Below are 24,556 nucleotides of genomic sequence, written 5' to 3' on the forward strand. Positions count from 1 at the left end.
GGCGGTTTTATCGACGGTGTCGGCGCTGTCACCGTTGGGGTTTTTCGCCTGATCCGGGGCGTCGTCGTGGTGTTCGTCTTTTTTCAGCGTGGTGTTCTTGCGGCCATTCCAGCGCAGTTGCATTCGACCTTGTTTGAGCCCCGCCGCCACACCCCGTGCGGCAACTGTTTTATAGCGATCAACGTAAGCCATGAAGTTGCTGATGATCGTGACCATCGACTTCACGAAGCCCATCGCGGCCTCATAAATCTGCGCGCTGTACTTCTTTAATCGCATCGCGAGCCAGGCAACACCCACCCCGACCACGCTCAGCACCAGGCCAATCAACAAATCGATGACCAAGCCAACCACGACCTTGGAAATGGCTTCCGCCGAGGACCCGGCAAGTTGCGAAGGTGGCAATGCTTCAAGCCATAGCACTGCGGTACGCATCAACAAACACAGCGCCGCCTCGTCGCTGGCCAGCAACATGGCTTTTTCCATCAGGTCGGGGGCGGTTACGGCCAGACCGGCAAGTTGCCCAGCACTTTCGCCAAGCTTCTCGGCAAAAGCGTTGGGGTCTTTCAGGATGTCGGTAAGTTCACCGATGCCATCCCAAACAGCCTCGACCGCCGCCCAGCTCCCCGCGAGCATTCCATTGCCCACCGCCGCCAGTGAAGCTGATGCCGATTGCTGCGACCATTGCGGCTTAAACCCTTCCCACTCTTTGCGCAGCCAGACTTCCAGCTCTTGGGTCAGGCCGTCGTAAGAGGAGAAAAGCTCATCAATTTGTTTCGCAGTGACTTCGCTCCGAACATGAACGCGATAGAACTTGCCGGGAGTGCCTTCGAACTGCCCTTTACCGTTTTTATCGAGTGTTACAGGCGTCGACTTGCCGCCATCAGAAGCAATCACATCGACCTGAATATTCCCCAGCGGAATGTCGTAAACCGACTCGAACTTGCTCTCGATCTCCAGAATCCCGCTCTTGGGGCACTGCGCAAGACTGGAGAAAAAATCATCATCACGACTGCTCACCGCGGTGGTGGTATTACCCAGTTTTATGAGCCGCTCCATGTCCATCAGCGAGGGCATGTCCGTAGCTCGGCTGACTTTGTCCGCATTCCTGCTTAAGAAGCCACCAAGTTGTTGGCGATACAGACTCAAGGTGTCTTTAAAACCGTCGAGTTCCTGCTCGATCCGTACGATCTGATCCATCAGTTCAGCTCCGCCATCAGGTAGTCCACCAAGGCTGTTTTGGGTGCTTGAGGCAGGTCGGGCGTTTCAAGAAAGATCGCGACTTTGTGGCGCAAAACGCTTTCGGAGAACGCCTCGTAAAGGTCAGGGCGTTCCTCGCTCAGCCACTTCACCAAGTTGTTGATGCGGGTTGTTGCGGACTCTTCGGCGAGCTGTTTGAGCAGCGATTCGGAAACTTCCCACCACGGAAAAACCCGAGAAGTGGTCAGCGCTTGGCCACCGATGTCGAGCGATTGACCATTGATCAAACAACGCTCGATCACCGGCATCAGCTGCGTAGCGTCAACCTCGGCCGACCGAAGAATCGGCAGCAAATAACGCCCATCCCAGAAGCGGAAAAACACCGCATTACCGTTGGGTAAAAGAACTTGAGTAAGGCTGCGAAGATGCTCAACCAACACCTCCTGAGGGGCAGAAGAAACCGCCAGCCAACCCCAATCGCGAGACTCGGTTGTTGCAACCCACTGCAGAAACTCACTACCCGCAGCGACGATTCCGACATAGGGCATTACCGGTTCCCACTCGGCGTAAGCGGTGTCGGCCCAGATCGGACTGGGTGCTTGAGCTTTGATCGAACGCTGCCAGGCTTTAAACGGTTCAGCGGTACTCGCGCTGCCGAAAATCGCGAACAACTGCTCGGAAGGTTTGAGCGGTTGGCGATCCAACCAGGCGTGGGGTGACAAAGCATCAGGCTGCACAGACACCCTCCTTGCAGCGCTCACATTCCTCACAGAACGGCGCGTCGCTTTTCAGGCTCAGAATCTGTGCGGCACTCAGCAGCGCGGCCGGTGCGGCGGCGAGTTTCAACGGCGTATCCGGCAAGGCAGGCGCAGCCGCCATGGCCGGCATCAGTGCACCACCCACCTGAATCGGCACGCTGCTGAAGATCCCGCCGGGACCGATGTTGATCCACTGCCCGCCCGCCTGAATCGTCGCGCTGGCGCCGCCGTCGATCACCACTTGCTGGCCAGCGCTGACATGGAACTGCTGGCTGGCATTCAGCGCCTGGCTGGTCACCCGAATGTGTCGGTCACCGACCACCACCAGGTGATCGTCCAGCTTCACTTCGGTCTGGCGCTGGCCATGGGTGATGCGTTGCTCGTCGGCCTTCAGCTCATGGCGAGCGGTGCCGGTGACGACGATGCTGCGGGCGTTATCGACCTGCACCTGTTGATCATTGAGTACGTGCTGAGTCCAGTTTCGCTGGGCGCGCAGGTAGATTTCCTCGGCGCCTTTGCGATCTTCGATGCGCAATTCGTTGTAACCGCCACCACCGGGACTGCTCTGGCTGCGGAAAATGCTGCGGGTTTTGTCGGCGGGCAGATCAAGCGGCACCGGGGTTGCGGCGTTGGGCAGGCAACCCATCACCAGCGGTTTGTCGGCATCGGCATCGACGAACCCCACCAGCACTTCCATGCCGACTCGCGGGATCATCACGCTGCCATAACGGTCGTGCGCCCAGCCGGTGGCGACGCGCAGCCAGCAACTGGAGTGTTCATCGAGCTGACCGTCGCGGTCCCAGGCGAGCTGAACCTTGACCCGACCGAACTCGTCGCAATGGATTTCACTGTCGGTCGGGCCGGTGACCACGGCAGATTGATAACCGAGCATGCGCGGTTTTTCCGGCCCGAGTGGAGGGCGAAACCAAACGTCCCACGGTGTGGCCAGGAAGGTATTGCGATAGCCCTGGAAATCATCCGGGCCGTCACTGGTAACCGACTCTTCCAGCACTTGTGGTTGACGGCCATGGTGTTCAATTTCAGTGATCAACCAGAGGTCATTCCACGCCTGATGCGGGTGTTCGGCCAGGTGTAGGAAATGCCCGCTGACCAAAGCCGATTCGTCGCCACGACCTTCGGCCTGACGGAAGTCGGCGTTGTGCCGTTCGAGTACTCGTTGGGCCAGATGCTTGCCGTGTTCGCGGTCGGTGAATTGGCCAGGAAAGTGGTAATCCTCGAGCACCGGTCGCAGCTCACTGTCGAGGCGGCTTTCAAGTTGCAGGCGAGGTTTTTTGAAGTCGTAGTCGCGACGGGTGACCGCTGTCGTCCGGGTTTCCAGTCGCACGTTGAAACGTTTGATGGCCGGCGCATCCGCCGCCATGCCGCTGCCCGGCAGGTAGAGCGTCGGCTCGGGCAGCCGAGGGAAAACCGTCTGGTCATCGCCAAACACCAGCAGGTGCCCGTCGAGACTGTGCTGAAAGTGGTAATGAATGCCGATCTCGGCACACAGCCGCTGGATGAAAGCCAGATCGCTTTCCGCGTATTGCACGCAGTACTCACGCTCGGGGTAATCGCTGCCGAGTCGAAATTCGAAAGCATCGCGCTGGATGCCGTGGTCCTTGAAGATTTGCGCGATGATCGTCGGCACGCTTTTGTGCTGGAAAATCCGCTGATTGATGCGCTGGCCGAGGTAGGCCAGGCGCGGCACGAGACTGATTTGGTAGCCCGTGAGGCGTTGGCCGGAATCGCTTTGGCCAACGCGAAAAATCTGACCATGAATGCCGGAACCCTGAGCATCAAAACTCAGGAATGCCTGACGATGCAGGAGGCTTTCGAGTTCGATGTCGGGCCGTTCGCTGACCAGTTCCAGATCAAAACGGTAGGGCTGACTGATGGCTTCCGTGCCCGTGAACTCAAGGACCTTGAGCTCAGTCTGGACGCCGTCGATCGTCAACGTGAAACGCGGTTGATTGGCAGGAGCGAACATCCGATGTGTCTCTGCAGAATGAAGGCGGGCGATTCTGCATGAGCGACAAGGGGTATTGATGGAGGGGCGGGGAAATCAGATTTGCCCTACTAGTTCTGAAGACGTCCCCTTCAGAAAACAGTTGTTTTGGCTACAGACATTCCCTTCAAGACCACCACCCTCCCCTGTAGGAGTGAGCCTGCTCGCGATAGCGGTTAATCATTCAACATTGATATCGGCTTACCCGGCGCTATCGCGAGCAGGCTCACTCCCACAGGGGTATGCGCAAGGATTCGAGATTTGCGTAGGCAAAAAAAAGGCCCGCATCCATAAGGAAACGGGCCGTTTTCATGTTCGGCGAAAGGTCAGAGCATCAGCTCATCCCCATCACTTGTTCAGGCGGAAATCTGCCTCGGCAGCGGCGAAGCGCTGAAGCATGCCTTTGGTAGGCTCGCCCAGTTTGCTGACGATGTAGATCGCCAGGCTGGCGAAGATGAAACCAGGGATGATTTCGTACAGGCCCAGCAGTTCGAAGTGTTTCCACACGATCACGGTGATCGCGCCGACCAGGATGCCGGCCAGTGCGCCGTTGCGGGTCATGTCTTTCCAGATCACGGAGATCAGGACAACCGGACCGAACGCAGCACCGAAACCAGCCCAGGCGTAGCTGACCAGGCCCAGCACACGGTTTTCCGGGTTAGCGGCCAATGCGATAGCGATCAAGGCAACCAGCAACACCATGGCACGACCGACCCAGACCAACTCGACCTGGGAAGCGGTTTTACGCAGGAAGGTTTTGTAGAAGTCTTCGGTCAGGGCGCTCGAGCACACCAGCAATTGGCAGCTCAGGGTGCTCATCACAGCAGCCAGAATGGCCGACAGCAGTACACCGGCAACCCATGGGTTGAACAGGATCTTGGCCAGTTCGATGAACACACGTTCGTGGTTTTCGCTCACTGGCATGGCCACGGCAGGGTTTGCCGAGAAGTAGGCAATACCGAAAAAGCCTACAGCCACGGTGCCGCCCAGGCACAGGATCATCCAGGTCATGGAGATGCGGCGAGCGTTAGCGATCGATTTGACCGAATCCGCCGCCATGAATCGCGCCAGGATGTGCGGCTGACCGAAGTAGCCCAGGCCCCAGCCCATCAACGAGATGATGCCGATGAAGGTGGTGTTTTTCAGCATGTCGAAGTTGCTTGGATCTTGCGCTTCGATGGCCAGGAACGTGGTGTCGATGCCGCCAGTGGCCAGCAGCACGATGATCGGCGTCAGCAACAGGGCGAAGATCATCAGGGTGGCTTGTACGGTGTCAGTCCAGCTCACTGCCAGGAAACCGCCAACGAAGGTGTAGGCAATCGTCGCCGCAGCACCGGCCCACAGCGCAGTCTCGTAAGACATGCCGAAGGTGCTTTCGAACAGACGGGCACCGGCCACGATGCCGGACGCGCAGTAGATGGTGAAGAACACCAGGATCACGACCGCAGAGATGATCCGCAGCAAGCCGCTTTTGTCTTCGAAACGGCTGGAGAAGTAATCCGGCAGGGTCAGCGCATCGCCGTTGTGCTCGGTCTGCACGCGCAGACGGCCGGCGACGAACAGCCAGTTCAGGTAAGCACCGATGATCAGACCGATGGCGATCCAGCTTTCGGAAAGACCGGACATGTAGATAGCGCCCGGCAGGCCCATCAACAACCAGCCGCTCATGTCGGAGGCGCCGGCGGACAATGCAGTCACGACGCTGCCCAGGCTGCGACCGCCCAGAATGTAGTCAGAAAGGTTGTTGGTGGAGCGATAGGCCATGAAGCCGATCAGCACCATTGCTGCGATGTAGATCACGAACGTGATCAGTGTTGGATTGCTTACGCTCATTTGAGTGATGCCCTGGCTTTGTTTTTATGTAGCGGCAGAGTGTGAAAGCGCCGACAAACGACAATGTTCGTTCAGACGATTTCCGGGCCCGCGCATTTAATGACTGATGTTTCCCCAGGAAAGCCATCAGCCGGTACACCTGTCTTTTTTGACCGGTTGCACCTTGGGCGCGAATGCTATTCAACAAAGTAAATAAGGTGCAACCAGTTTCGAGCGAATAAGTTGCACCTAGTCGGATTTACTTGAAAAAAGCCTGTTTTTGCTCCCTTTTAGCGCAGTCCTGGCGGTTTACTAGAAGCAAAAGCACCAAGCAGGAGCAGTACGTTCGTACCGGAATTTATTTCCTGACGAGCTGCGTATTATTCCGACAAAAAAAGGGTTGCACCCGGTTGCACCTCGACGGTTGCGCGGCTAATCTTGCCGCCAGCTGATGCCACGCGGTCGTGGCAAACATGAGGATAAAAATATGGCTACCACCACCCTTGGGGTCAAACTTGACGACCCGACCCGCGAGCGCCTCAAGGCCGCCGCGACCTCGATTGATCGCACGCCACACTGGCTGATCAAGCAGGCAATTTTCAATTACCTGGAAAAACTCGAGGGTGGTGCAACCCTGTCCGAGCTGAACGGTTTGAATGGCAAGGAAGTTGACGATGCGGGCGAGATCCACGTCGATCACGCGCATCAGTGCTTCCTGGAGTTCGCCGAAAGCATCTTGCCGCAATCGGTGCTGCGCGCTTCGATCACCGCCGCTTACCGTCGCCCTGAGCCGGAAGTGGTGCCGATGCTGATCGAGCAGGCTCGCCTGCCAGCCTCGATGGCCGAAGCCACCAACAAGCTCGCCGCCTCGATTGCCGAAAAACTGCGCAATCAGAAAAGCGCCGGCGGCCGTGCCGGAATTGTTCAGGGCCTGTTGCAGGAATTTTCCCTGTCGTCCCAGGAAGGCGTGGCGCTGATGTGCCTGGCCGAAGCGCTGCTGCGTATCCCGGACAAAGGCACCCGTGACGCACTGATTCGCGACAAAATCAGCACCGGCAACTGGCACCCGCACTTGGGCAACAGCCCGTCGCTGTTCGTCAACGCCGCCACCTGGGGCTTGCTGCTGACCGGCAAACTGGTCGCCACCCACAACGAAGCCGGCCTGACATCGTCCTTGAGCCGCATCATCGGCAAGAGCGGCGAGCCGATGATTCGCAAGGGCGTCGACATGGCCATGCGCCTGATGGGCGAGCAGTTCGTCACCGGCGAAACCATCGCCGAAGCCCTGGCCAACGCCAGCAAGTTCGAAGCCAAAGGCTTCCGCTACTCCTACGACATGCTGGGTGAAGCCGCACTCACCGAGCACGACGCCCAGAAGTACCTGGCCTCGTACGAACAAGCCATCCACTCGATCGGCAAAGCGTCCCACGGTCGTGGGATTTATGAAGGCCCGGGCATTTCCATCAAGCTGTCGGCACTGCACCCGCGTTACAGCCGTGCGCAGTACGAGCGCGTGATGGACGAGTTGTACCCGCGCCTGCTGTCGCTGACCCTGCTGGCCAAGCAATACGACATCGGCCTGAACATCGACGCCGAAGAAGCCGACCGCCTCGAGTTGTCGCTGGATCTGCTGGAGCGCCTGTGCTTCGAGCCGCAACTGACCGGCTGGAACGGCATCGGTTTCGTGATCCAGGCTTACCAAAAGCGTTGCCCATACGTGATCGACTACGTGATTGACCTGGCTCGTCGCAGCCGTCATCGCCTGATGATCCGCCTGGTAAAAGGCGCGTACTGGGACAGCGAAATCAAGCGCGCCCAGGTCGAAGGCCTGGAAGGCTATCCGGTCTACACCCGCAAGGTGTACACCGACGTTTCCTACATCGCCTGCGCTCGCAAATTGCTGTCGGTGCCGGAAGTCATCTACCCGCAGTTCGCCACGCACAACGCCCATACCCTGTCGGCCATTTACCACATCGCCGGTCAGAACTATTACCCCGGCCAGTACGAGTTCCAGTGCCTGCACGGCATGGGTGAACCGCTGTACGAACAGGTTGTAGGCAAAGTTTCCGAAGGCAAGCTGAACCGTCCGTGCCGCGTGTACGCTCCGGTTGGCACGCACGAAACACTGTTGGCGTACCTGGTACGTCGTCTGCTGGAAAACGGTGCGAACACCTCGTTCGTCAACCGCATTGCCGACCAATCCATTTCGATTCAGGAGCTGGTGGCCGATCCAGTGGCCAGCATCGAGCAGATGGCGACGCTGGAAGGCGGCTTCGGCCTGCCGCACCCGCGTATTCCGCTGCCGCGTGATCTTTATGGTGCCGAGCGCGCCAACTCCAGCGGCATCGACATGGCCAACGAACATCGTCTGGCTTCACTGTCCTGCGCACTGCTGGCAACCGCTCATAACCACTGGAAAGCCGCGCCGATGCTCGGTTGCGCGTCCAGCACTGAAACCCCTGCGCCAGTCCTGAACCCGTCGGATCTGCGTGACGTGGTTGGCCACGTACAGGAAGCGACCGTCGAAGACGTCGATAACGCGATCCAGTGCGCCCTGAACGCTGCACCGATCTGGCAGGCCACTCCGCCCGCCGAACGTGCCGCGATTCTGGAACGTGCCGCCGACTTGATGGAAGGCGAGATCCAGCCGCTGATGGGCCTGTTGGCTCGCGAAGCCGGCAAGACTTTCGCCAACGCCATCGCCGAAGTGCGTGAGGCCGTGGACTTCCTGCGTTACTACGCGGTGCAGGCGCGCAACGATTTCACCAACGACGCCCACCGCCCATTGGGTCCGGTGGTCTGCATCAGCCCGTGGAACTTCCCGCTGGCGATCTTCAGCGGCCAAGTCGCTGCGGCACTGGCTGCCGGTAACCCGGTTTTGGCCAAACCTGCGGAACAAACCCCGCTGGTGGCCGCTCAAGCCGTGCGCTTGCTGCTCGAAGCCGGGATTCCGGAAGGCGTGCTGCAACTGCTGCCGGGCCGTGGCGAAACCGTTGGCGCTCGTCTGGTCGGTGACGATCGGGTCAAAGGCGTGATGTTCACCGGTTCCACCGAAGTCGCTCGTTTGCTGCAACGCAACGTCGCCGGTCGCCTGGATGCTCAGGGTCGTCCGATTCCGTTGATCGCCGAAACCGGTGGCCAGAACGCGATGATCGTCGACTCTTCGGCACTGACCGAACAAGTCGTGATCGACGTCGTATCGTCGGCCTTCGACAGCGCCGGTCAACGTTGCTCGGCGCTGCGTGTGCTGTGCTTGCAGGAAGATTCCGCTGACCGTGTCATCGAAATGCTTAAAGGTGCCATGGCTGAATGCCGTCTCGGTAACCCGGAACGCCTGTCGGTGGACATCGGCCCGGTGATCGACGCCGAAGCCAAGGCCGGTATCGAGAAGCACATCCAGGGCATGCGCGATAAAGGTCGCAGCGTTTACCAGGTGGCAATCGCCAACACCGAAGAAGTCAAACGCGGCACCTTCGTGATGCCGACGTTGATCGAACTGGAAAGCTTCGACGAACTGCAACGGGAGATCTTCGGCCCGGTGCTGCACGTGGTTCGCTACAAGCGCAAAGACATCGATCAGCTGATCGGTCAGATCAACGCCTCCGGTTACGGCCTGACGCTGGGCGTACACACGCGCATCGACGAGACCATCGCCAAGGTGATCGACAACGTCAACGCCGGCAACGTCTACGTCAACCGCAACATCGTAGGTGCTGTGGTCGGCGTGCAACCGTTCGGTGGCGAAGGCCTGTCGGGTACAGGTCCGAAAGCCGGTGGTCCGTTGTACCTGTACCGTCTGTTGTCGACACGTCCTACCGATGCAATCGAACAATCCTTCGCTCGCGGTGATGCCATCGCAGCACCGGACGTTCGTCTGCGTGATGCCATGAGCAAGCCGCTAACAGCCCTGAAAGCCTGGGCCGACAGCAACAAGTTCACCGACCTGAGCACCCTTTGCGTGCAGTTCGCGGCGCAATCGCAAAGCGGGATCACTCGTCTTCTGGCGGGCCCGACCGGCGAGCGCAACAGCTACGCCATTCTGCCGCGCGAACACGTGCTGTGCCTGGCGGAAGTCGAAGGCGATCTGCTCACGCAACTGGCGGCGGTATTGGCCGTCGGCGGTTCGGCGGTATGGCCGGAAGCTGAATTGACCAAGGCGCTGTTCGCACGTCTGCCTAAGGAAATTCAGGCGAAGATCAAGCTGGTTTCCGACTGGAGCAAGGACGAAGTGGTCTTTGATGCGGTTCTGCATCACGGCCATTCCGATCAGCTGCGCGCGGTCTGCCAGCAAGTGGCCAAGCGTGCCGGCGCGATTGTCGGGGTTCATGGTTTGTCGCAGGGCGAAACCAATATTGCGCTGGAGCGTCTGGTGATCGAGCGGGCGTTGAGCGTTAACACTGCTGCGGCGGGTGGTAATGCCAGCTTGATGACTATCGGTTAAACCGCAATAAGACCGGGCATCCGCAATGGGTGCCTGGTTTGCAAAACCCCTGTGGGAGCGGGCTTGCCCGCGATAGCGATGTATCAGTCACTGATGATGTTGGCTGGTCTGGCGCTATCGCGGGCAAGCCCGCTCCCACAGTTGCTTGTGTCGCCCGCTAAGTCGCTGCTCTGCTCCACCATCACCCATATCAATCATCCTGTTCAGCCCGCCCTCCCCACGCCTAGACTCGGTCCATTCCAAAAAAAGGTAGGCCGCCATGTCCGAGACGTTGCTCAGTTCCCGCAATCTGGCTTTCGAGCTGTATGAAGTCCTTGATGCCGAGGGCCTGACCCAGCGTGAGCGTTTCGCCGAGCACAACCGCGAGACCTTCGACGCCGCCATCGGCACCGCCCGCACCATCGCCGAGAAGTTCTTCGCCCCGCACAACCGCAAGGGTGACGAGAACGAACCGCGCTACGAGGATGGTCAGGCGATTCTGATTCCGGAAGTGAAACCGGCGGTGGACGCCTTCCTTGAAGCCGGTTTCCTCAACGCTGCGCGCAGTTTTGATGCCGGCGGCATGCAACTTCCTACGCTGCTGTCCCAAGCGTGCTTTGCGCACTTTCAGTCAGCCAACGCGGCGTCGACTTCTTATCCGTTCCTGACCATGGGCGCGGCGAACCTGATCGAAAGTTTCGGCACCGAGGAGCAGAAACAGCGCTTCCTGCAACCGATGATCGACGGTCGTTTCTTCGGCACCATGGCGCTGACCGAACCGCATGCTGGCTCGTCGCTGTCGGATATTCGTACCCGCGCAGAGCCTGCGTCTGACGGCACCTATCGCCTCAAGGGCAACAAGATCTTTATTTCTGGCGGTGATCACCCGCTGTCGGAAAACATCGTGCACATGGTGCTGGCCAAGTTGCCGGACGCACCGGCCGGGGTGAAGGGCATTTCGCTGTTCATCGTGCCCAAGTTTCTGGTCAACGATGACGGCAGCCTGGGCAAACGCAATGACGTGTTGCTGGCCGGGCTGTTCCACAAGATGGGCTGGCGCGGCACCACCTCCACCGCGCTGAACTTCGGCGATAACGGCGAGTGTGTCGGCTACCTCGTGGGCAAGCCACATCACGGGTTGAGCTACATGTTCCAGATGATGAACGAGGCGCGGATCGGCGTCGGCATGGGCGCGGTGATGCTCGGTTACGCCGGTTATCTGTATTCCCTGGAATACGCTCGCGAACGTCCGCAGGGTCGCGTGCCGGACAGCAAGGACCCGAATACCGCACCGGTGGCGATCATTCAACACGCCGACGTCAAACGCATGTTGCTGACCCAGAAAGCCTACGTCGAAGGCTCGTTCGACCTGGGGTTGTACGCGGCGCGGCTGTTTGACGACACCACGACCCTTGAGACTGAAGCCGAGCGCAAACAGGCCCATGAACTGCTGGATTTGCTCACGCCGATCGTCAAATCCTGGCCGTCGGAGTTTTGCCTCAAGGCCAACGAACTGGCGATCCAGATACTCGGCGGCCATGGCTACACCCGCGAATACCCGGTGGAGCAGTATTACCGCGATAACCGCCTGAACCCGATCCACGAAGGGACCCACGGCATTCAATCGCTGGACCTGCTGGGCCGCAAACTGGCGCAGAACGGTGGTGCGGGGCTCAAGCAATTGATCCGCCTGATTGCCGACACCGCCGAACGCGCTCAAGCGCATGAATCGTTGACCACGCTGCGTGAGCCGCTGGAGAAACTGGTGGCGCGCCTGCAAACGGTGACCATTGGCCTGCTGACGGATTTGGGGCAAGGCAAGGTTAATAGCAGCCTGGCGAACTCGGCGCTGTACCTGAAAGTGTTCGGGCACACGGTGATTGGCTGGCGCTGGCTGGAGCAGGCGATTCGCGCTGAGGAAGGGTTGGCCAAAGGGAATGCGGCGGATGTGAGCTTCTATAAAGGCAAGCTACAGGCGGCGCGGTATTTTCTGACGTGGGAAGTGCCGGGTTGTCACCATGAACTGGCGATTCTTGAGGCGCGGGATGATGTGTGCCTGACGATGCAGGATGAATGGTTCTGACACCCTCTCACTGATCGTTCCCACGCTCTGCGTGGGAATGCCTCAGGGGACGCTCCGCGTTCCAATGGGACGCAGAGCGTCCCGGGCTGCATTCCCACGCGGAGCGTGGGAACGATCGGTCAGCTGAGTTTGAAGCTACCCATCTGCCGCGCCAGATCATCGGCCAAGCGCTGCAATGTCTGACAGTCCTCACGGCAAGCCCTGACCTCCCCGGCGGTGGCACGGGCCAGATCTGAAATCCCCTGCACGTTCCGGTTGATCTCTTCCGTTACCGCCGACTGCTCTTCCGTTGCCGCCGCCACTTGATGGTTCATGTCGCTGATGCGCTCCACCTGGCCGGTAATCGCCGTCAACGACACCCCGGTGCGCTGGCTCGACTCGACGCCCGTGCCGGTCGCCGCTTGCCCGGAATGCATCGACGACACCGCGTTCTCCGCGCCTTGCTTGAGGCTGCCAATCATCTGCTGAATCTCATCGGTCGACGACTGCGTACGCCGCGCCAACGTGCGCACTTCATCCGCGACCACCGCAAACCCGCGCCCCATGTCCCCGGCCCGCGCCGCTTCGATGGCCGCGTTGAGCGCGAGCAAATTGGTTTGCTCGGAAATCCCGCGAATCACTGCCAGCACCTGATCGATGGATGCCACCTGATTGGCCAACTCGCCCACCGCGCTGGCAGCGAGGCCGATTTCATCGGACATGCTTTCAATATGCCGGATCGACCCGCCCACCACTTCCCGCGCCTGCATCGCCTCATCCCGGGCAGTTTGTGAAGCCACCGCGGCGTTGCCGGCGTTCTGGGCGATTTCCTGCACGGTCAGGCCCATTTCGTGGACGGCGGTGGCGACCATGTCGGTCATTTCCTGTTGGCGGCCAGAGCGTTCGGCGGTGTTGTCCACCACCCGCGCCACTTGGCCGACGGCCGTGCGTAAACGCTCGCTGGTGGTCAGCACTTCGCCGATCATGTCGCGCTGGCTTTCCAGGAATCGATTGAAGCCGCGAGCCAGGTCACCCAGTTCATCGGCGCGGCTGGAATCTAACCGGTGGGTCAAATCTCCACCACCGCTACCAATGGCTACCAGCGCCGCTGTTACCTGACGAATCGGCCGCACCAAGCCACGGGCCAACAACACCACCAGCATCAGGCACACCAGCGCCACCGCCAGGCCGATGCCGCTGCTCATCCACATCGCGCGGCGGGCTTCAGCGTAGATCTGCGACTGCGGCACTTCGGCCACCAGGGTCCAGCCCAGGTCCCGCAACGGCAGGCTCAATGCCAGGAAATCTTCGCCCTCGCGTATAAAGCTGCTACTGGTGGCGGCTTTTTGAGCCATGACCGCTTGCGCTGCCGGGGCGCCAATCTGTTCGGCCAACGTGCGTTTGCCGCTGAACTGAGCCTCGGGGTGAACCTGGATCAAACCGTCGGAACGTACGAGATAGACCTTGCCGCGCTCACCGAAGTTGAAGTTGTGGATCAGCTCCGACAGCTCTTTCATGCTCAGGCCAAGCCCGGCAACGCCCACGACTTTGCCGGCCTGCTCGACCTTGAGGTCGATGAACAGCGCCAACTCTCCGGTCGCGGTGTCATTGTCGATATTGAGGGTGCGCGGCTGGTTGCTGTCGAGAAACGAATAGAACCAGGCGTCTTTGGGGTTGGAACGGCTGAGGGTCCGGTCCAGGCCTTTTTCATTGAAGTAGTGGTTTGAAGCCGTGCCGACGATCAGCGCGGTAAAGGCTTTGTGCTCGGCGCGGATGCCTTCCAGATACTCCACGAAGGTATCGGTCTGGGCGCTGTTTTCGCCCCCGGCCAGCCAGTCGCGCACCATGCTGTTACTGGCGATGTCCTTGGCGGCGGTGAGGGGTTGAACGAGGATTCGCTCGATGTCGTTGCGCATCGCTTCGATGCTCGACGGCAGCGCTTGTTCGACCAGATAGCGCTCGGCGAGACGGTTGACCACGAGGGTATAAATGCCAACCACGATCAGGATACTGACCAGCAGGGCGGTGCCCATGCTTAGGATCAACTGCCATTGAATACTGCGTCGCCAGAACTGCATGGAGCACCCCCAAAGAATAAGAGGCTGAAACACTGCAACAGCCGTGCCGATTGTATACAACGCAAGCGACAATTTATTCTTTGGTTGTGCGCAAAGCCGATCAGGCCTGATTGATCGTCTTGGAAATCACTTCAACCGTGGCGCTGACTTGCTCTTGGTAACGGTCGAGTTCCTGCTTGTGCTGTTTCTGCATTTCGATCTGCTGGGAGCACAGATTCATCGCGGCCAATACCAGCAAGCGGTCACCGATCAGCGTCGGGTACTTCCTTTTGGTGTCAGCCAGGGCAGCCTTCAGCATTAACGCGGCGTCCAGCAGGGTTTGCTCTTCCCCGGCCGGCGCCTTGATCGAATAGTCCTCCCCCAGGATCGAGACGACTTTTACCCCTGCGGAGCCGTGATTCATGCGCTGACCGGGCCGGCGCTGACGCGCTCAACCAGGGCCTGGATGCGTGCAGCGGTGGCACCTTGTTTCTCTTCCTGTTCCATCAGGCTCAGTTGCAGGCTTTCGTTTTCATCCTTGGCCTGGGCCAATTCTGCGCTCAGGGTCTGGTTGCTGCCGAGCAGGGTCTGGTTCTGTTGCACCAGGTCGCTGACCAGCTGTTCCAATTGGCTTAGGGATGCTTCCAACATTTTGATTTTCCGAGCATTTTCAAAGGGCGCGTACGATAAAGAAAAGTCACCACGGATGCCAGGGGTATTGGGGCGCAAAGCCTTGATTTTCCTGGCGGGCGACCGTCCTCGCGAACTTTAAAGACTGTGATTGGCGGATCTGGTTCCTGCACTTCGTCGCCGAAGCGTTTGTGCGACAAAAACGCGCAGGGCCTCAAGACTTTAGTCGTATGACCGATAAGTCATCCATACGTCAGTCTCAGCGCCGCACGAATGCGCTCTTTTCGGTAAACACCATGTCCCTTCGTAATATGAATATCGCGCCACGGGCGTTCCTCGGTTTTGCCCTGATTGGCGGCCTGATGCTGATTCTGGGTGTGTTTGCCTTGAACCAGATGAGCAAGATTCGCGGTGCGGGTGAAGACATCGCCTCCATGAGCGTGCCGAGCATCAAGAGCCTCGACGAGTTCACTCAGTTGACCCTGCGCCTGCGAGTGCTGTCCTATCGTTTGCTGGTTAACCGCGAACCTGATGTGCAGCAGAAAACTTTCGAGCTGTTTGAACTGCGTAATCAGCAGATCCGCGACGCTCAACGAGTCTACGAACCGCTGATCGACGGTCCGCAGGAACGCGCTGCTTACGATCAATACGTGCAGTTGCTGGCGCAGTATCGCCAACTCGAAGACCGGATGAAGACGCTCTCGCGCAATAACCAGGTCGACGAACTGCGCGCCATGCTCAACAGTGAATTACTCTCCAACTCCGAAGCAGTCAACTCAGCCCTCGCGAAGTTGCTTGAGATCAACACCCAACAGATAGAAGTAACCGACACGCGTGCCGGTGAGCAGTATTCGATGTCCCTCAATCTGGTGATCACGTTGCTGGTCATCGCCAGTGGCCTGACCCTGCTTTTCGCCTGGTTGCTGACCAACAGCATCACCAAGCCGATCGCCAACGCCCTGAGCGCTGCCGAAGAAATTGCCGAGGGCAACCTGACTCGCCCGATCACCGTCGATGGTGAGGACGAAGCCGGCCGCTTGCTGCTGGCCATGTCGAAGATGCAGGACAAGCTGCGCGACACCCTGCAACGGATTTCCGGTTCCGCCACGCAACTGGCGTCCGCCGCTGAAGAGCTCAACAGCGTCACCGACGAAAGCGCTCGTGGCCTGACCCAGCAGAACAACGAAATCGAACAGGCCGCCACCGCGGTCAACGAAATGACCAGCGCCGTGGAAGAAGTCGCGCGCAATGCCGTCAGCACGTCCGAAGCCTCGAAAAATGCCACTACCTCCGCCGGTGATGGCCGTGACCTGGTGCAGGAAACCGTCAGCGCCATCGAACGCATGAGCGCCGACGTGCAGAGCACCGCCACCCTGATTGGCGAACTGGCCAACGAGTCCCGTGACATCGGTAAAGTGCTGGACGTGATTCGCGGCCTGGCTGACCAGACCAACCTGCTGGCATTGAACGCAGCCATCGAAGCGGCCCGTGCCGGTGAGGCCGGTCGTGGATTTGCCGTGGTCGCGGACGAGGTTCGTGCCTTGGCGCATCGCACCCAACAGTCGACCAGCGAAATCGAACGCATGATCGGCAGCATCCAGAGCGGTACCGAGCACGCGGTGGATTCGATGCGCAACAGCACCGAGCGCGCCGAGTCGACGTTGAACATCGCTCGTGGGGCTGGCATGTCGCTGGACACTATTAATAGTGCAATCGTCGAAATCAACGAACGCAACCTGGTGATCGCCAGCGCGGCCGAAGAGCAGGCGCAAGTGGCCCGTGAAGTGGACCGCAATCTGGTGAACATTCGCGATCTGTCGGTGCAGTCGGCGACCGGGGCCAACCAGACCAGTGCCGCGAGCAATGAGTTGTCGCGATTGGCGCTGGACCTGAACAACATGGTTGGGCGGTTTAGCCTCTAACAACCCTGTGGAGAGGGGATGTTGATCGTTCCCACGCTCCGCGTGGGAATGCAGCCCGGGACGCTCCGCGTCCCAAAAAGCGGACGCGGAGCGTCCGTTGAGGCATTCCCACGCAGAGCGAGGGAACGATCACTGTCCTTGCGCCCCCCCTCTGCAAAAAGCTTTTTGACAGCATCACATTTCAACAGGTTAGAATCGCTGGCACGCAGACTGCATGGTCAGTTTGCGCCCGCCTTTAGCTTTCTGGAGTACTGCCTTTGAATGCGACGACCATCAACAGCCTGTTCTTGATCGGCGCGTTGCTGGTAGGTGCAAGCATTCTGGTGAGCTCACTTTCATCGCGCCTTGGCATCCCGATTCTGGTGATCATCCTCGCGGTGGGCATGTCGGCCGGCGTCGATGGCGCCGGCATTATCTTCGATAACTACCCAACGGCTTATCTGGTCGGCAACCTTGCATTGGCAGTCATCCTGCTCGACGGCGGCTTGCGCACCCGGGTTTCCAGCTTCCGCGTGGCGTTATGGCCGGCGCTGTCGCTGGCGACGGTCGGGGTGTTGATCACCACCGGGCTGACCGGTATGGCCGCCGCGTGGCTGTTCGACCTGAACCTGATTCAAGGCCTGCTGATCGGCGCTATCGTCGGCTCCACCGACGCCGCGGCGGTATTCTCGCTGCTTGGCGGCAAAGGCTTGAACGAACGGGTGACCGCCAGCCTCGAAATCGAGTCCGGCAGCAACGACCCGATGGCGGTGTTCCTCACCGTGACCCTGATCGACATGCTCGCCAGCGGCCAGTCCGGTCTGCACTGGAGCCTGCTCGGGCACTTTTTGCGTGAGTTCGGTATCGGCGCTGTCATCGGTCTGGGCGGCGGCTGGGTCATGTTGCAACTGGTCAACCGTATCCACTTGGCCACCGGCCTGTACCCGATCCTGGTCATTGCTGGCGGATTGGTCGTGTTTGCCCTGACCAACGCCTTGCACGGCAGCGGCTTCCTGGCGGTTTACCTGTGCGGCCTGGTCATCGGCAATCGCCCTGTGCGCAGCCGCCACGGCATTTTGCACATGCTCGATGGCATGGCGTGGCTGGCACAAATCGGCATGTTCCTGGTGCTGGGGTTGCTGGTAACACCCCACGACCTGTTGCCGATTGCCCTGCCCGCCCTGGGCCTGGCGCTGTGGATGATTCTGTTTGCGCGGCCGTTGTCGGTGATCGTCGGCCTGCTGCCGTTCAAGGCATTCCATGGGCGCGAGAAGGCGTTCATTTCCTGGGTCGGGCTACGCGGCGCGGTCCCGATCATTCTGGCGGTGTTCCCGCTGATGGCCGGCCTGCCCAACGCGCAGCTCTATTTCAACCTCGCCTTCTTTATCGTGCTGGTGTCGTTGCTGGTGCAGGGCACGAGCCTGCCATGGGTGGCGAAGCTTTTGAAAGTGACCGTTCCGCCGGAGCCGGCACCGATCTCCCGCGCCGCCCTGGAAGTCCACGTCACCAGTGAGTGGGAGCTGTTCGTTTATCGCCTCGGTGCTGAGAAATGGTGCATCGGCTCACCCCTTCGCGAACTGAAAATGCCCGAAGGCACCCGCATTGCAGCCCTGTTTCGGGGCCAGCAACTCCTCCATCCGTCGGGTAGTACGGTGCTCGAAGTCGACGATTTGCTGTGCGTAATCGGCCATGAACACAACCTTCCGGCCCTCGGAAAACTCTTCAGCCAGGCACCGCAACGGGGCCTCGATTTGCGCTTCTTCGGCGACTTCGTACTCGAAGGAGACGCCCAACTGGCCGCGGTTGCGGCGCTGTACGGGTTGAAAGTGGAAGGCATCGATCCGGACATGTCGCTCGGCCACTTCATTGCCCAGAAAGTGGGCGGTGCCCCGGTAGTCGGTGACCAGGTGGAATGGAACAACACCATTTGGACCGTCGCTGTCATGGAAGGGAACAAGATCGGTAAAGTGGGCGTCAGATTCCCCGAAGGAAGTCGCCCCGGCCCGGGACTCTTCCTCTAAACTCCACACTTCGTCTCGTTTTCGATCGGTCTCTATGTCAACCCTGCGCACGTTCATCATTACGGCCCTGCTGGGCTTGAGTCTTTCTGTCGGTACATTGCAAGCGGCCGAACCGCCGTCCAGCGAAGCCGTGCAGGCGAACCTGAACAAGATCGCCGAGCGCAAATTGCCGGAAGCCGATCAGAAAGCCCTGCAGAGCATCCTGCAAAACACGCTGACACAGCTCAACAACAAGCGTGATTACGAGCAGAAGCTGGCCGATCTCAAGCAACAACTGGCCAACGCCCCAAAGCAGAACATCGAGAACCAGCGAGAACTGGCCAAGCTCAAAGCCAGCAAAGTGCTGCCGGTGCCGCAGCGCTATGCCAAAGAGCCTATTCAGCAGCTGGAGCAAATGCTCACCGAGCGCTCCACTCAGCAAAGCGATCTGCAGAAGGCCCTCTCGGAAGCCAACAGTCTGGTGATTACCGCCCAGACTCGCCCCGAACGCGCCCAGGCGGAAATCTCCACCAGCCAGACGCGCATCCAGCAGATCAACAACATCCTCAAGATCGGCAAGGACGCCGGCAAGACCTTGACCCCAGAGCAACGCGACCTGCTCAACGCCGAGCTCGCGGCGCTGAATGCCCTGATCCCGTTGCGTCGCCAGGAACTGGCCGGCAACAATCAACTGCAGGACCTGGGCAACAGCCAGCATGACTTGCTCTCGGAAAAATCCGATCGCCTGGATCAGGAAATCCAGGAGCTGCAAACCCTGATCAACCAGAAGCGCCTGGCCCAGTCCCAGGAGACAGTGACCCAGCAGTCCATCGAAGCGCAGAAATCCGGCGGCAGCGCCCTGTTGGCTACCGAAAGCGCAGCCAACCTCAAGCTTTCCGATTACCTGCTCAAAAGTACTGACCGACTAAACGAAGTCACCCAGCAAAACCTGCAGACCAAGCAGCAACTGGACAACGTGACCCAGAGCGACTCGGCGCTGGAAGAGCAGATCAACGTGCTCAAGGGCAGCCTGCTGCTCTCCAAGATTCTCTACAAACAGAAACAGGCCCTGCCACGCCTCAAGCTCGACCGTGACCTGGCCGACCAGATCGCCGACATTCGCCTCTATCAATTCGAAGTCAGCCAGCAACGGGAACTGCTCAGCAACCCGGCGACCTACGTCGACAACCTGCTGTCGACCCAGCCTCCCGAGCAAGTCACCCCGCAATTGCGCAAGAGCCTGCTGGACCTGGCCACGACCCGCGCCGACCTGCTGGAGCGGCTGAACCGCGAACTCAGCGCGGTGCTCAATGAATCCATAACGTTGCAACTCAACCAGAAGCAACTGCTCAGCACCGCGCAAAGCCTGCGGGCGACCCTCGATGAACAGATGTTCTGGATTCCCAGCAACAAGCCGCTGGACCTGGAATGGATGCGCGCCGTGCCGGAGCGCCTGGAACGTCAGGTCACCACGCTGCCGTGGGCTTCCAGCCTGAGCGAATTAAGTGATGGCCTGACCCAACGGCCGCTGCTGTTCCTGCCCCTGGCATTGTTGATCGGTGCCCTGCTGTGGCGGCGCAAAAGCCTGTATGCCCGACTGAGCAAGGTTCACCAGGACATCGGCCACTTCAAACGCGACAGCCAGTGGCACACGCCGCAGGCAATCCTGATCAACATTCTGCTGGCGATGCCGGTGTCCCTGGGCCTGGCCTTGTGTGGCCTGGCCTTGCAAATCGACGCCCGCGGACAAAACGCGAACATGGGCGCAGCGCTGCTGCAAATGGCCCAGGCCTGGCTAGTGTTCTACACCGCCTACCGGATACTCGCGCCGGGCGGCGTGGCCGAACTGCATTTCCGCTGGGAAAAACCGCAGGTCGAATTCCTGCAGGGCTGGGTCCGTCGACTCGGTCTGGTGGTCATGGCCCTGGTCGCGGTGGTGGCGGTCGCCGAGCTGCAACCCGCCACCCTGGCCGATGACGTACTCGGCATGCCGGTGGTGCTGACCTGCTACGCGCTGATGGCCTGGCTGCTCAGTCGCCTGCTGATCAGCAGCCCGACTCACCAGAACGCTTCGTTGTTCCGCAAGGCCGTGGGGGTCATATTCACCGTCCTGCCTGTGGCGCTGTTCGTGGCGGTGTGCTTCGGCTATTACTACACCGCGCTGAAGCTCAGTGACCGATTGATCAACACCCTTTACCTGCTGATGTTCTGGCTGGTGATCGAGGCCACCTTCGTGCGCGGCCTCAGCGTTGCCGCACGCCGCCTGGCCTACCAGCGCGCCCTGGCCAAACGCCAGGCCGCGAAAGAGGCTGGCGACGGCGAAGCGGTGATCGAAGAGCCAACGCTAGATATCGAGAAGGTCAACGAACAGTCCCTGCGCCTGATCCGCCTGGCACTGCTGGGCGGCTTCATCGCGGCGTTGTACTGGGTCTGGTCGGACCTGATCTCGGTGTTCTCGTACCTGGATAACGTCACCCTCTACGAATACACCAGCGGCACCGGCGCCAATATGAGCATGGTGCCGATCAGCATTGGCGACATGCTCGGCGCGTTGATCATCATCGGCATCACCTTCGCCCTCGCGCGCAACTTGCCGGGGTTGCTGGAAGTGTTGGTGCTGTCGAAGCTGAACCTGGCTCAGGGCAGCGCCTACGCCACCACCACCCTGCTGTCCTACGTGATCGCCGGTATCGGTTTCGTCTCGACCCTGTCGACACTCGGCGTGAGTTGGGACAAGTTGCAATGGCTGGTGGCGGCGCTGTCGGTGGGTCTCGGCTTCGGGATGCAGGAAATCTTCGCGAACTTCATCTCCGGGATCATGATCCTGTTCGAACGGCCGGTACGGATCGGCGACACCATCACCATTGGTAACCTGTCCGGTACGGTGAGCAAGATCCGCATCCGTGCCACAACCATCACCGACTTCGACCGCAAGGACATCATCGTCCCGAACAAGACGTTCATTACAGGGCAACTGATCAACTGGTCCCTGACCGACACCATCACTCGAGTGACCCTCAAGCTCGGTGTCGATTACGGCTCCGACCTGGACCTGGTCAAGGAATTGCTGCTCAAGGCTGCGCGCGATAACCCGCGAGTGCTGAAAGATCCGGAACCCCACGTGTACTTCCTGAATTTCGGCGAAAGCACCCTCGACCACGAGCTGCGTATGCATGTGCGCGACCTCGGTGACCGTAACCCGGTGCTCGACGAGGTCAACCGCTTCATCAATCGCGAGTTCAAGAAACAGCACATCAACATCTCGTTCCGGCAGATGGAGGTTTACCTCAAGAACATCCAGGGCCAGGAATACAGAATGGTGCCCGTCGATCCGGAAGCCAAAACCATCGTGCCCAAACCCGATGGCCAACCGCTGCAAGAGCCGCCAGCCGCCAAGCTCGACTAAGCGGCTTATCCCTAGCAGAATGCTCGGACATTCTGCTGGAGATGGCCCTTGAAAGCCCTCGACGAACTGACCTTCGATAATCGTTTCGCTCGCCTGGGCGATACGTTTTCCACCCACGTGCTGCCCGAGCCGATCGACAACCCGCGCCTGGTGGTGGCCAGCCCTGCCGCCATGGCGCTGCTCGATCTCGACCCTGCGGAAGCCGAAACCCCTGAGTTCGCCGAACTGTTCAGCGGCCATAAGCTCTGGGCCGACGCGGTCCCCAGGGCAATGGTCTATTCAGGACATCAGTTCGGGTCCTACAACCCACAGTTGGGCGATGGTCGCGGTCTGTTGCTGGGCGAGGTCTACAACGAGGCCGGCGAGCATTGGGACCTGCACCTCAAGGGTGCCGGCCAGACGCCCTTTTCGCGCATGGGTGACGGGCGGGCGGTGCTGCGGTCCTCGATTCGCGAATTTCTTGCCTCCGAAGCGCTGTACGCCCTGAACATCCCGACCACCCGCGCCCTCTGCGTGATCGGCTCCGACACGCCGGTGTGGCGCGAGAAGCAGGAACGCGCGGCCATGGTCCTGCGCATGGCGCCGAGCCATGTGCGCTTCGGGCATTTCGAATATTTCTACTACACCAAACGTCCCGAGAAGCAGAAAGAACTCGGCGACCACGTGCTGGCCATGCATTTCCCGGAATGCCTGGAACAGCCGGAACCGTACTTGGCGATGTTCCGCGAAATCGTCGAGCGCAACGCCGAGCTCATCGCCAAATGGCAGGCCTATGGTTTCTGCCACGGCGTGATGAACACCGACAACATGTCGATCCTCGGTATTACCTTCGACTACGGCCCGTTCGCCTTCCTAGACGACTTCGACGCTCATTTCATCTGCAACCACTCCGATGACCAGGGCCGTTACTCCTACAGCAACCAGGTACCGATCGGCCAGTGGAACCTCAGCGCCCTCGCCCAGGCCCTGACGCCGTTCATCAGCGTCGAAGCCCTGCGCGAAACCCTCGGCCTGTATTTCCCGCTGTACCAGGCCCATTACCTGGACCTGATGCGCCGCCGTCTCGGTTTCACCACGGCCGAAGACGATGACCAGAAACTGCTGGAGCACCTGCTGCAACTGATGCAGAACAGTGGCGTCGACTACAGCCTGTTTTTCCGCCGTTTGGGAGACGAATCTCCTGAACTGGCCGTCGCCCGTTTGCGCGATGACTTCGTCGATATCAAAGGCTTCGATGCCTGGGGTGAGCTCTATGTGGCCCGCGTTGCCCGCGAAGGTGAGGTTGACCAAGAGCAGCGCCGCCCCCGGATGCATGCGGTGAATCCGCTCTACATCCTGCGCAACTATCTGGCGCAGAAAGCCATCGATGCGGCAGAAAGCGGCGACTATGCAGAAGTTCGCCGCCTGCACGCGGTGCTGAGCAATCCGTTCGAGGAGCAACCGGGGATGGAGAGCTACGCCGAGCGGCCGCCGGAATGGGGCAAGCATCTGGAGATCAGTTGCTCTTCCTGAACCCGATCAGATGAAGGTCTCCACCGACACCCCGAAGCGCTCGGCCAACCAGCGGATCTGTCGCAGGTTGAGCTGACGCTTGCCGCTCAAGATCTCGGATACCACCGATTGAGTGCCAACCCCGGGCAGGTCACTCTGAGTCAGGCCGTGTTCGCGCATCATGTAGCCGAGTGCTATGGAAGAGTTAAACACAGACGACGAATATCACACGATGCGATATTCACGAGCAGACCAATGGTCCAACCGGCGCCACCTCAGCCTAGATAGGCCGTGTCCTTCTGCACGATTGAAAATGTGAGCAGACGTCTCCACATAGAGATGATCGGCTTCTTTACAGGATCATCCGCATGACCGACCCACTTCTCATCCCCTGCCCCCACTGCAACGGCCTCAACCGCATCCCCGCCGAACGCCTCAACGACCATCCAAAATGCGGCCGCTGCAAAGCCGAAGTCCTGCTGAACAAACCCTTTGAACTGAAGCAAAGCGATTACGCCAGCCAGATCAAAGGTGATCTGCCGTTGCTGGTGGACGTTTGGGCGGATTGGTGTGGGCCGTGCAAGTCGTTTGCGCCGGTGTTCGAGCAGGCGGCGGTGCAATTGGCGGGCAAGTGCCGATTGGCCAAGCTGGACAGCGAGGCTAACCAGCAGTTGTCGGCGCAACTGGGGATCCGTTCGATCCCGAGTCTGATCCTGTTCAAGAACGGCCGGGAAGTGGCGCGTCAAAGTGGGGCCTTCCCGTTACCGCAGTTGATGAGCTGGTTGCGTAGCCAGGGTATCTGAAAGCACTGCATATC

The 24,556-nt window shown here is 59.8% G+C and carries 13 protein-coding genes and 3 pseudogenes; 7 read left to right on the plus strand and 9 right to left on the minus strand.

The window, feature by feature from the left end; genetic code table 11:
* The 4 genes and pseudogenes from ACQ4OB_RS27385 to putP all read right to left on the minus strand — a co-directional run.
* A pseudogene (locus ACQ4OB_RS27385) lies at positions 1 to 1,197 on the minus strand (type IV secretion protein Rhs); the annotation flags it as partial.
* Complete coding sequence (locus ACQ4OB_RS27390) at positions 1,197 to 1,934, minus strand: DUF4123 domain-containing protein (protein ID WP_430956838.1); 738 nt, start codon at positions 1,932 to 1,934, stop codon at positions 1,197 to 1,199. The gene ACQ4OB_RS27390 and the pseudogene ACQ4OB_RS27385, both read right to left, overlap by 1 nt.
* Complete coding sequence (locus ACQ4OB_RS27395) at positions 1,924 to 3,942, minus strand: type VI secretion system tip protein VgrG (protein ID WP_430956839.1); 2,019 nt, start codon at positions 3,940 to 3,942, stop codon at positions 1,924 to 1,926. The genes ACQ4OB_RS27390 and ACQ4OB_RS27395 overlap by 11 nt, the downstream gene beginning before the upstream one ends.
* Positions 3,943 to 4,308: 366 nt before the next feature.
* Entirely contained in the window at positions 4,309 to 5,793 is a 1,485-nt protein-coding gene (putP, locus tag ACQ4OB_RS27400) for a sodium/proline symporter PutP (RefSeq protein ID WP_074873014.1), read from the minus strand.
* A 466-nt stretch (positions 5,794 to 6,259) separates the two neighbouring features.
* On the opposite strand from putP, the gene putA reads away from it, so the two are divergent.
* Both putA and ACQ4OB_RS27410 read left to right on the plus strand, forming a co-directional pair.
* The gene (gene putA / locus ACQ4OB_RS27405) at positions 6,260 to 10,213 is read left to right on the plus strand and encodes a trifunctional transcriptional regulator/proline dehydrogenase/L-glutamate gamma-semialdehyde dehydrogenase (protein ID WP_430956840.1); all 3,954 of its coding nucleotides are present in this window, start codon (positions 6,260 to 6,262) and stop codon (positions 10,211 to 10,213) included.
* 259 nt (positions 10,214 to 10,472) lie between these two features.
* Positions 10,473 to 12,275, plus strand: coding sequence for an acyl-CoA dehydrogenase (locus tag ACQ4OB_RS27410; RefSeq protein ID WP_430956841.1), 1,803 nt, complete (start codon positions 10,473 to 10,475; stop codon positions 12,273 to 12,275).
* Positions 12,276 to 12,394: 119 nt separating this feature from the next.
* Here the strand turns inward: ACQ4OB_RS27410 and ACQ4OB_RS27415 are convergent, their stop codons facing one another.
* From ACQ4OB_RS27415 to ACQ4OB_RS27430, 4 genes and pseudogenes are all read right to left on the minus strand, one after another.
* On the minus strand, positions 12,395 to 13,240 hold the full coding sequence (locus ACQ4OB_RS27415; protein WP_371916909.1) for a methyl-accepting chemotaxis protein: 846 nt from the start codon (positions 13,238 to 13,240) through the stop codon (positions 12,395 to 12,397).
* 21 nt (positions 13,241 to 13,261) lie between these two features.
* A pseudogene (locus ACQ4OB_RS27420) lies at positions 13,262 to 14,332 on the minus strand (HAMP domain-containing protein); the annotation flags it as partial.
* Positions 14,333 to 14,432: 100 nt separating this feature from the next.
* A complete protein-coding gene (locus ACQ4OB_RS27425; protein WP_074873001.1) occupies positions 14,433 to 14,735 on the minus strand; it encodes a cell division protein ZapA in 303 nt (100 codons plus the stop codon).
* Positions 14,732 to 14,962: a hypothetical protein gene (locus tag ACQ4OB_RS27430; RefSeq protein ID WP_074872998.1), complete on the minus strand. Its 231-nt coding sequence runs from the start codon at positions 14,960 to 14,962 to the stop codon at positions 14,732 to 14,734. Before ACQ4OB_RS27430 ends, ACQ4OB_RS27425 begins: the two co-directional genes overlap by 4 nt.
* A 275-nt stretch (positions 14,963 to 15,237) precedes the next feature.
* Here ACQ4OB_RS27430 and ACQ4OB_RS27435 point away from each other — a divergent pair, with 275 nt between their 5' ends.
* The 4 genes from ACQ4OB_RS27435 (at position 15,238) to selO (ending at position 23,760) form a co-directional block, all read left to right on the plus strand.
* Positions 15,238 to 16,863, plus strand: coding sequence for a methyl-accepting chemotaxis protein (locus ACQ4OB_RS27435; protein WP_430956842.1), 1,626 nt, complete (start codon positions 15,238 to 15,240; stop codon positions 16,861 to 16,863).
* Positions 16,864 to 17,120: 257 nt separating this feature from the next.
* Entirely contained in the window at positions 17,121 to 18,863 is a 1,743-nt protein-coding gene (locus ACQ4OB_RS27440) for a potassium/proton antiporter (RefSeq protein ID WP_074872993.1), read from the plus strand.
* A 34-nt stretch (positions 18,864 to 18,897) separates the two neighbouring features.
* A complete protein-coding gene (gene mscK, locus ACQ4OB_RS27445) occupies positions 18,898 to 22,248 on the plus strand; it encodes a mechanosensitive channel MscK (protein WP_074872990.1) in 3,351 nt (1,116 codons plus the stop codon).
* Between the two features lie 48 nt (positions 22,249 to 22,296).
* A complete protein-coding gene (selO, locus tag ACQ4OB_RS27450) occupies positions 22,297 to 23,760 on the plus strand; it encodes a protein adenylyltransferase SelO (RefSeq protein ID WP_102615659.1) in 1,464 nt (487 codons plus the stop codon).
* 6 nt (positions 23,761 to 23,766) lie between these two features.
* Here the strand turns inward: selO and ACQ4OB_RS27455 are convergent.
* Positions 23,767 to 23,931: pseudogene (locus tag ACQ4OB_RS27455) on the minus strand (helix-turn-helix domain-containing protein); the annotation flags it as partial.
* Positions 23,932 to 24,107: 176 nt separating this feature from the next.
* Here ACQ4OB_RS27455 and trxC point away from each other — a divergent pair.
* Positions 24,108 to 24,542: a thioredoxin TrxC gene (gene trxC / locus ACQ4OB_RS27460; RefSeq protein WP_046045645.1), complete on the plus strand. Its 435-nt coding sequence runs from the start codon at positions 24,108 to 24,110 to the stop codon at positions 24,540 to 24,542.
* Positions 24,543 to 24,556 lie beyond the last annotated feature (14 nt).

The sequence above is a fragment of the Pseudomonas sp. ES4 genome (assembly GCF_050586665.1).
Classification (GTDB): domain Bacteria; phylum Pseudomonadota; class Gammaproteobacteria; order Pseudomonadales; family Pseudomonadaceae; genus Aquipseudomonas; species Aquipseudomonas frederiksbergensis.

Coding starts and splice junctions, on each gene's coding strand:
- ACQ4OB_RS27395 (WP_430956839.1), bottom strand. CDS start 3,942: ATGTTCGCTCCTGCCAATCAACCGCGTTTCACGTTGACGATCGACGGC.
- putP (WP_074873014.1), bottom strand. CDS start 5,793: ATGAGCGTAAGCAATCCAACACTGATCACGTTCGTGATCTACATCGCA.
- putA (WP_430956840.1), top strand. CDS start 6,260: ATGGCTACCACCACCCTTGGGGTCAAACTTGACGACCCGACCCGCGAG.
- ACQ4OB_RS27410 (WP_430956841.1), top strand. CDS start 10,473: ATGTCCGAGACGTTGCTCAGTTCCCGCAATCTGGCTTTCGAGCTGTAT.
- ACQ4OB_RS27415 (WP_371916909.1), bottom strand. CDS start 13,240: ATGATCGGCGAAGTGCTGACCACCAGCGAGCGTTTACGCACGGCCGTC.
- ACQ4OB_RS27425 (WP_074873001.1), bottom strand. CDS start 14,735: ATGAATCACGGCTCCGCAGGGGTAAAAGTCGTCTCGATCCTGGGGGAG.
- ACQ4OB_RS27430 (WP_074872998.1), bottom strand. CDS start 14,962: ATGTTGGAAGCATCCCTAAGCCAATTGGAACAGCTGGTCAGCGACCTG.
- ACQ4OB_RS27435 (WP_430956842.1), top strand. CDS start 15,238: ATGTCCCTTCGTAATATGAATATCGCGCCACGGGCGTTCCTCGGTTTT.
- mscK (WP_074872990.1), top strand. CDS start 18,898: ATGTCAACCCTGCGCACGTTCATCATTACGGCCCTGCTGGGCTTGAGT.
- trxC (WP_046045645.1), top strand. CDS start 24,108: ATGACCGACCCACTTCTCATCCCCTGCCCCCACTGCAACGGCCTCAAC.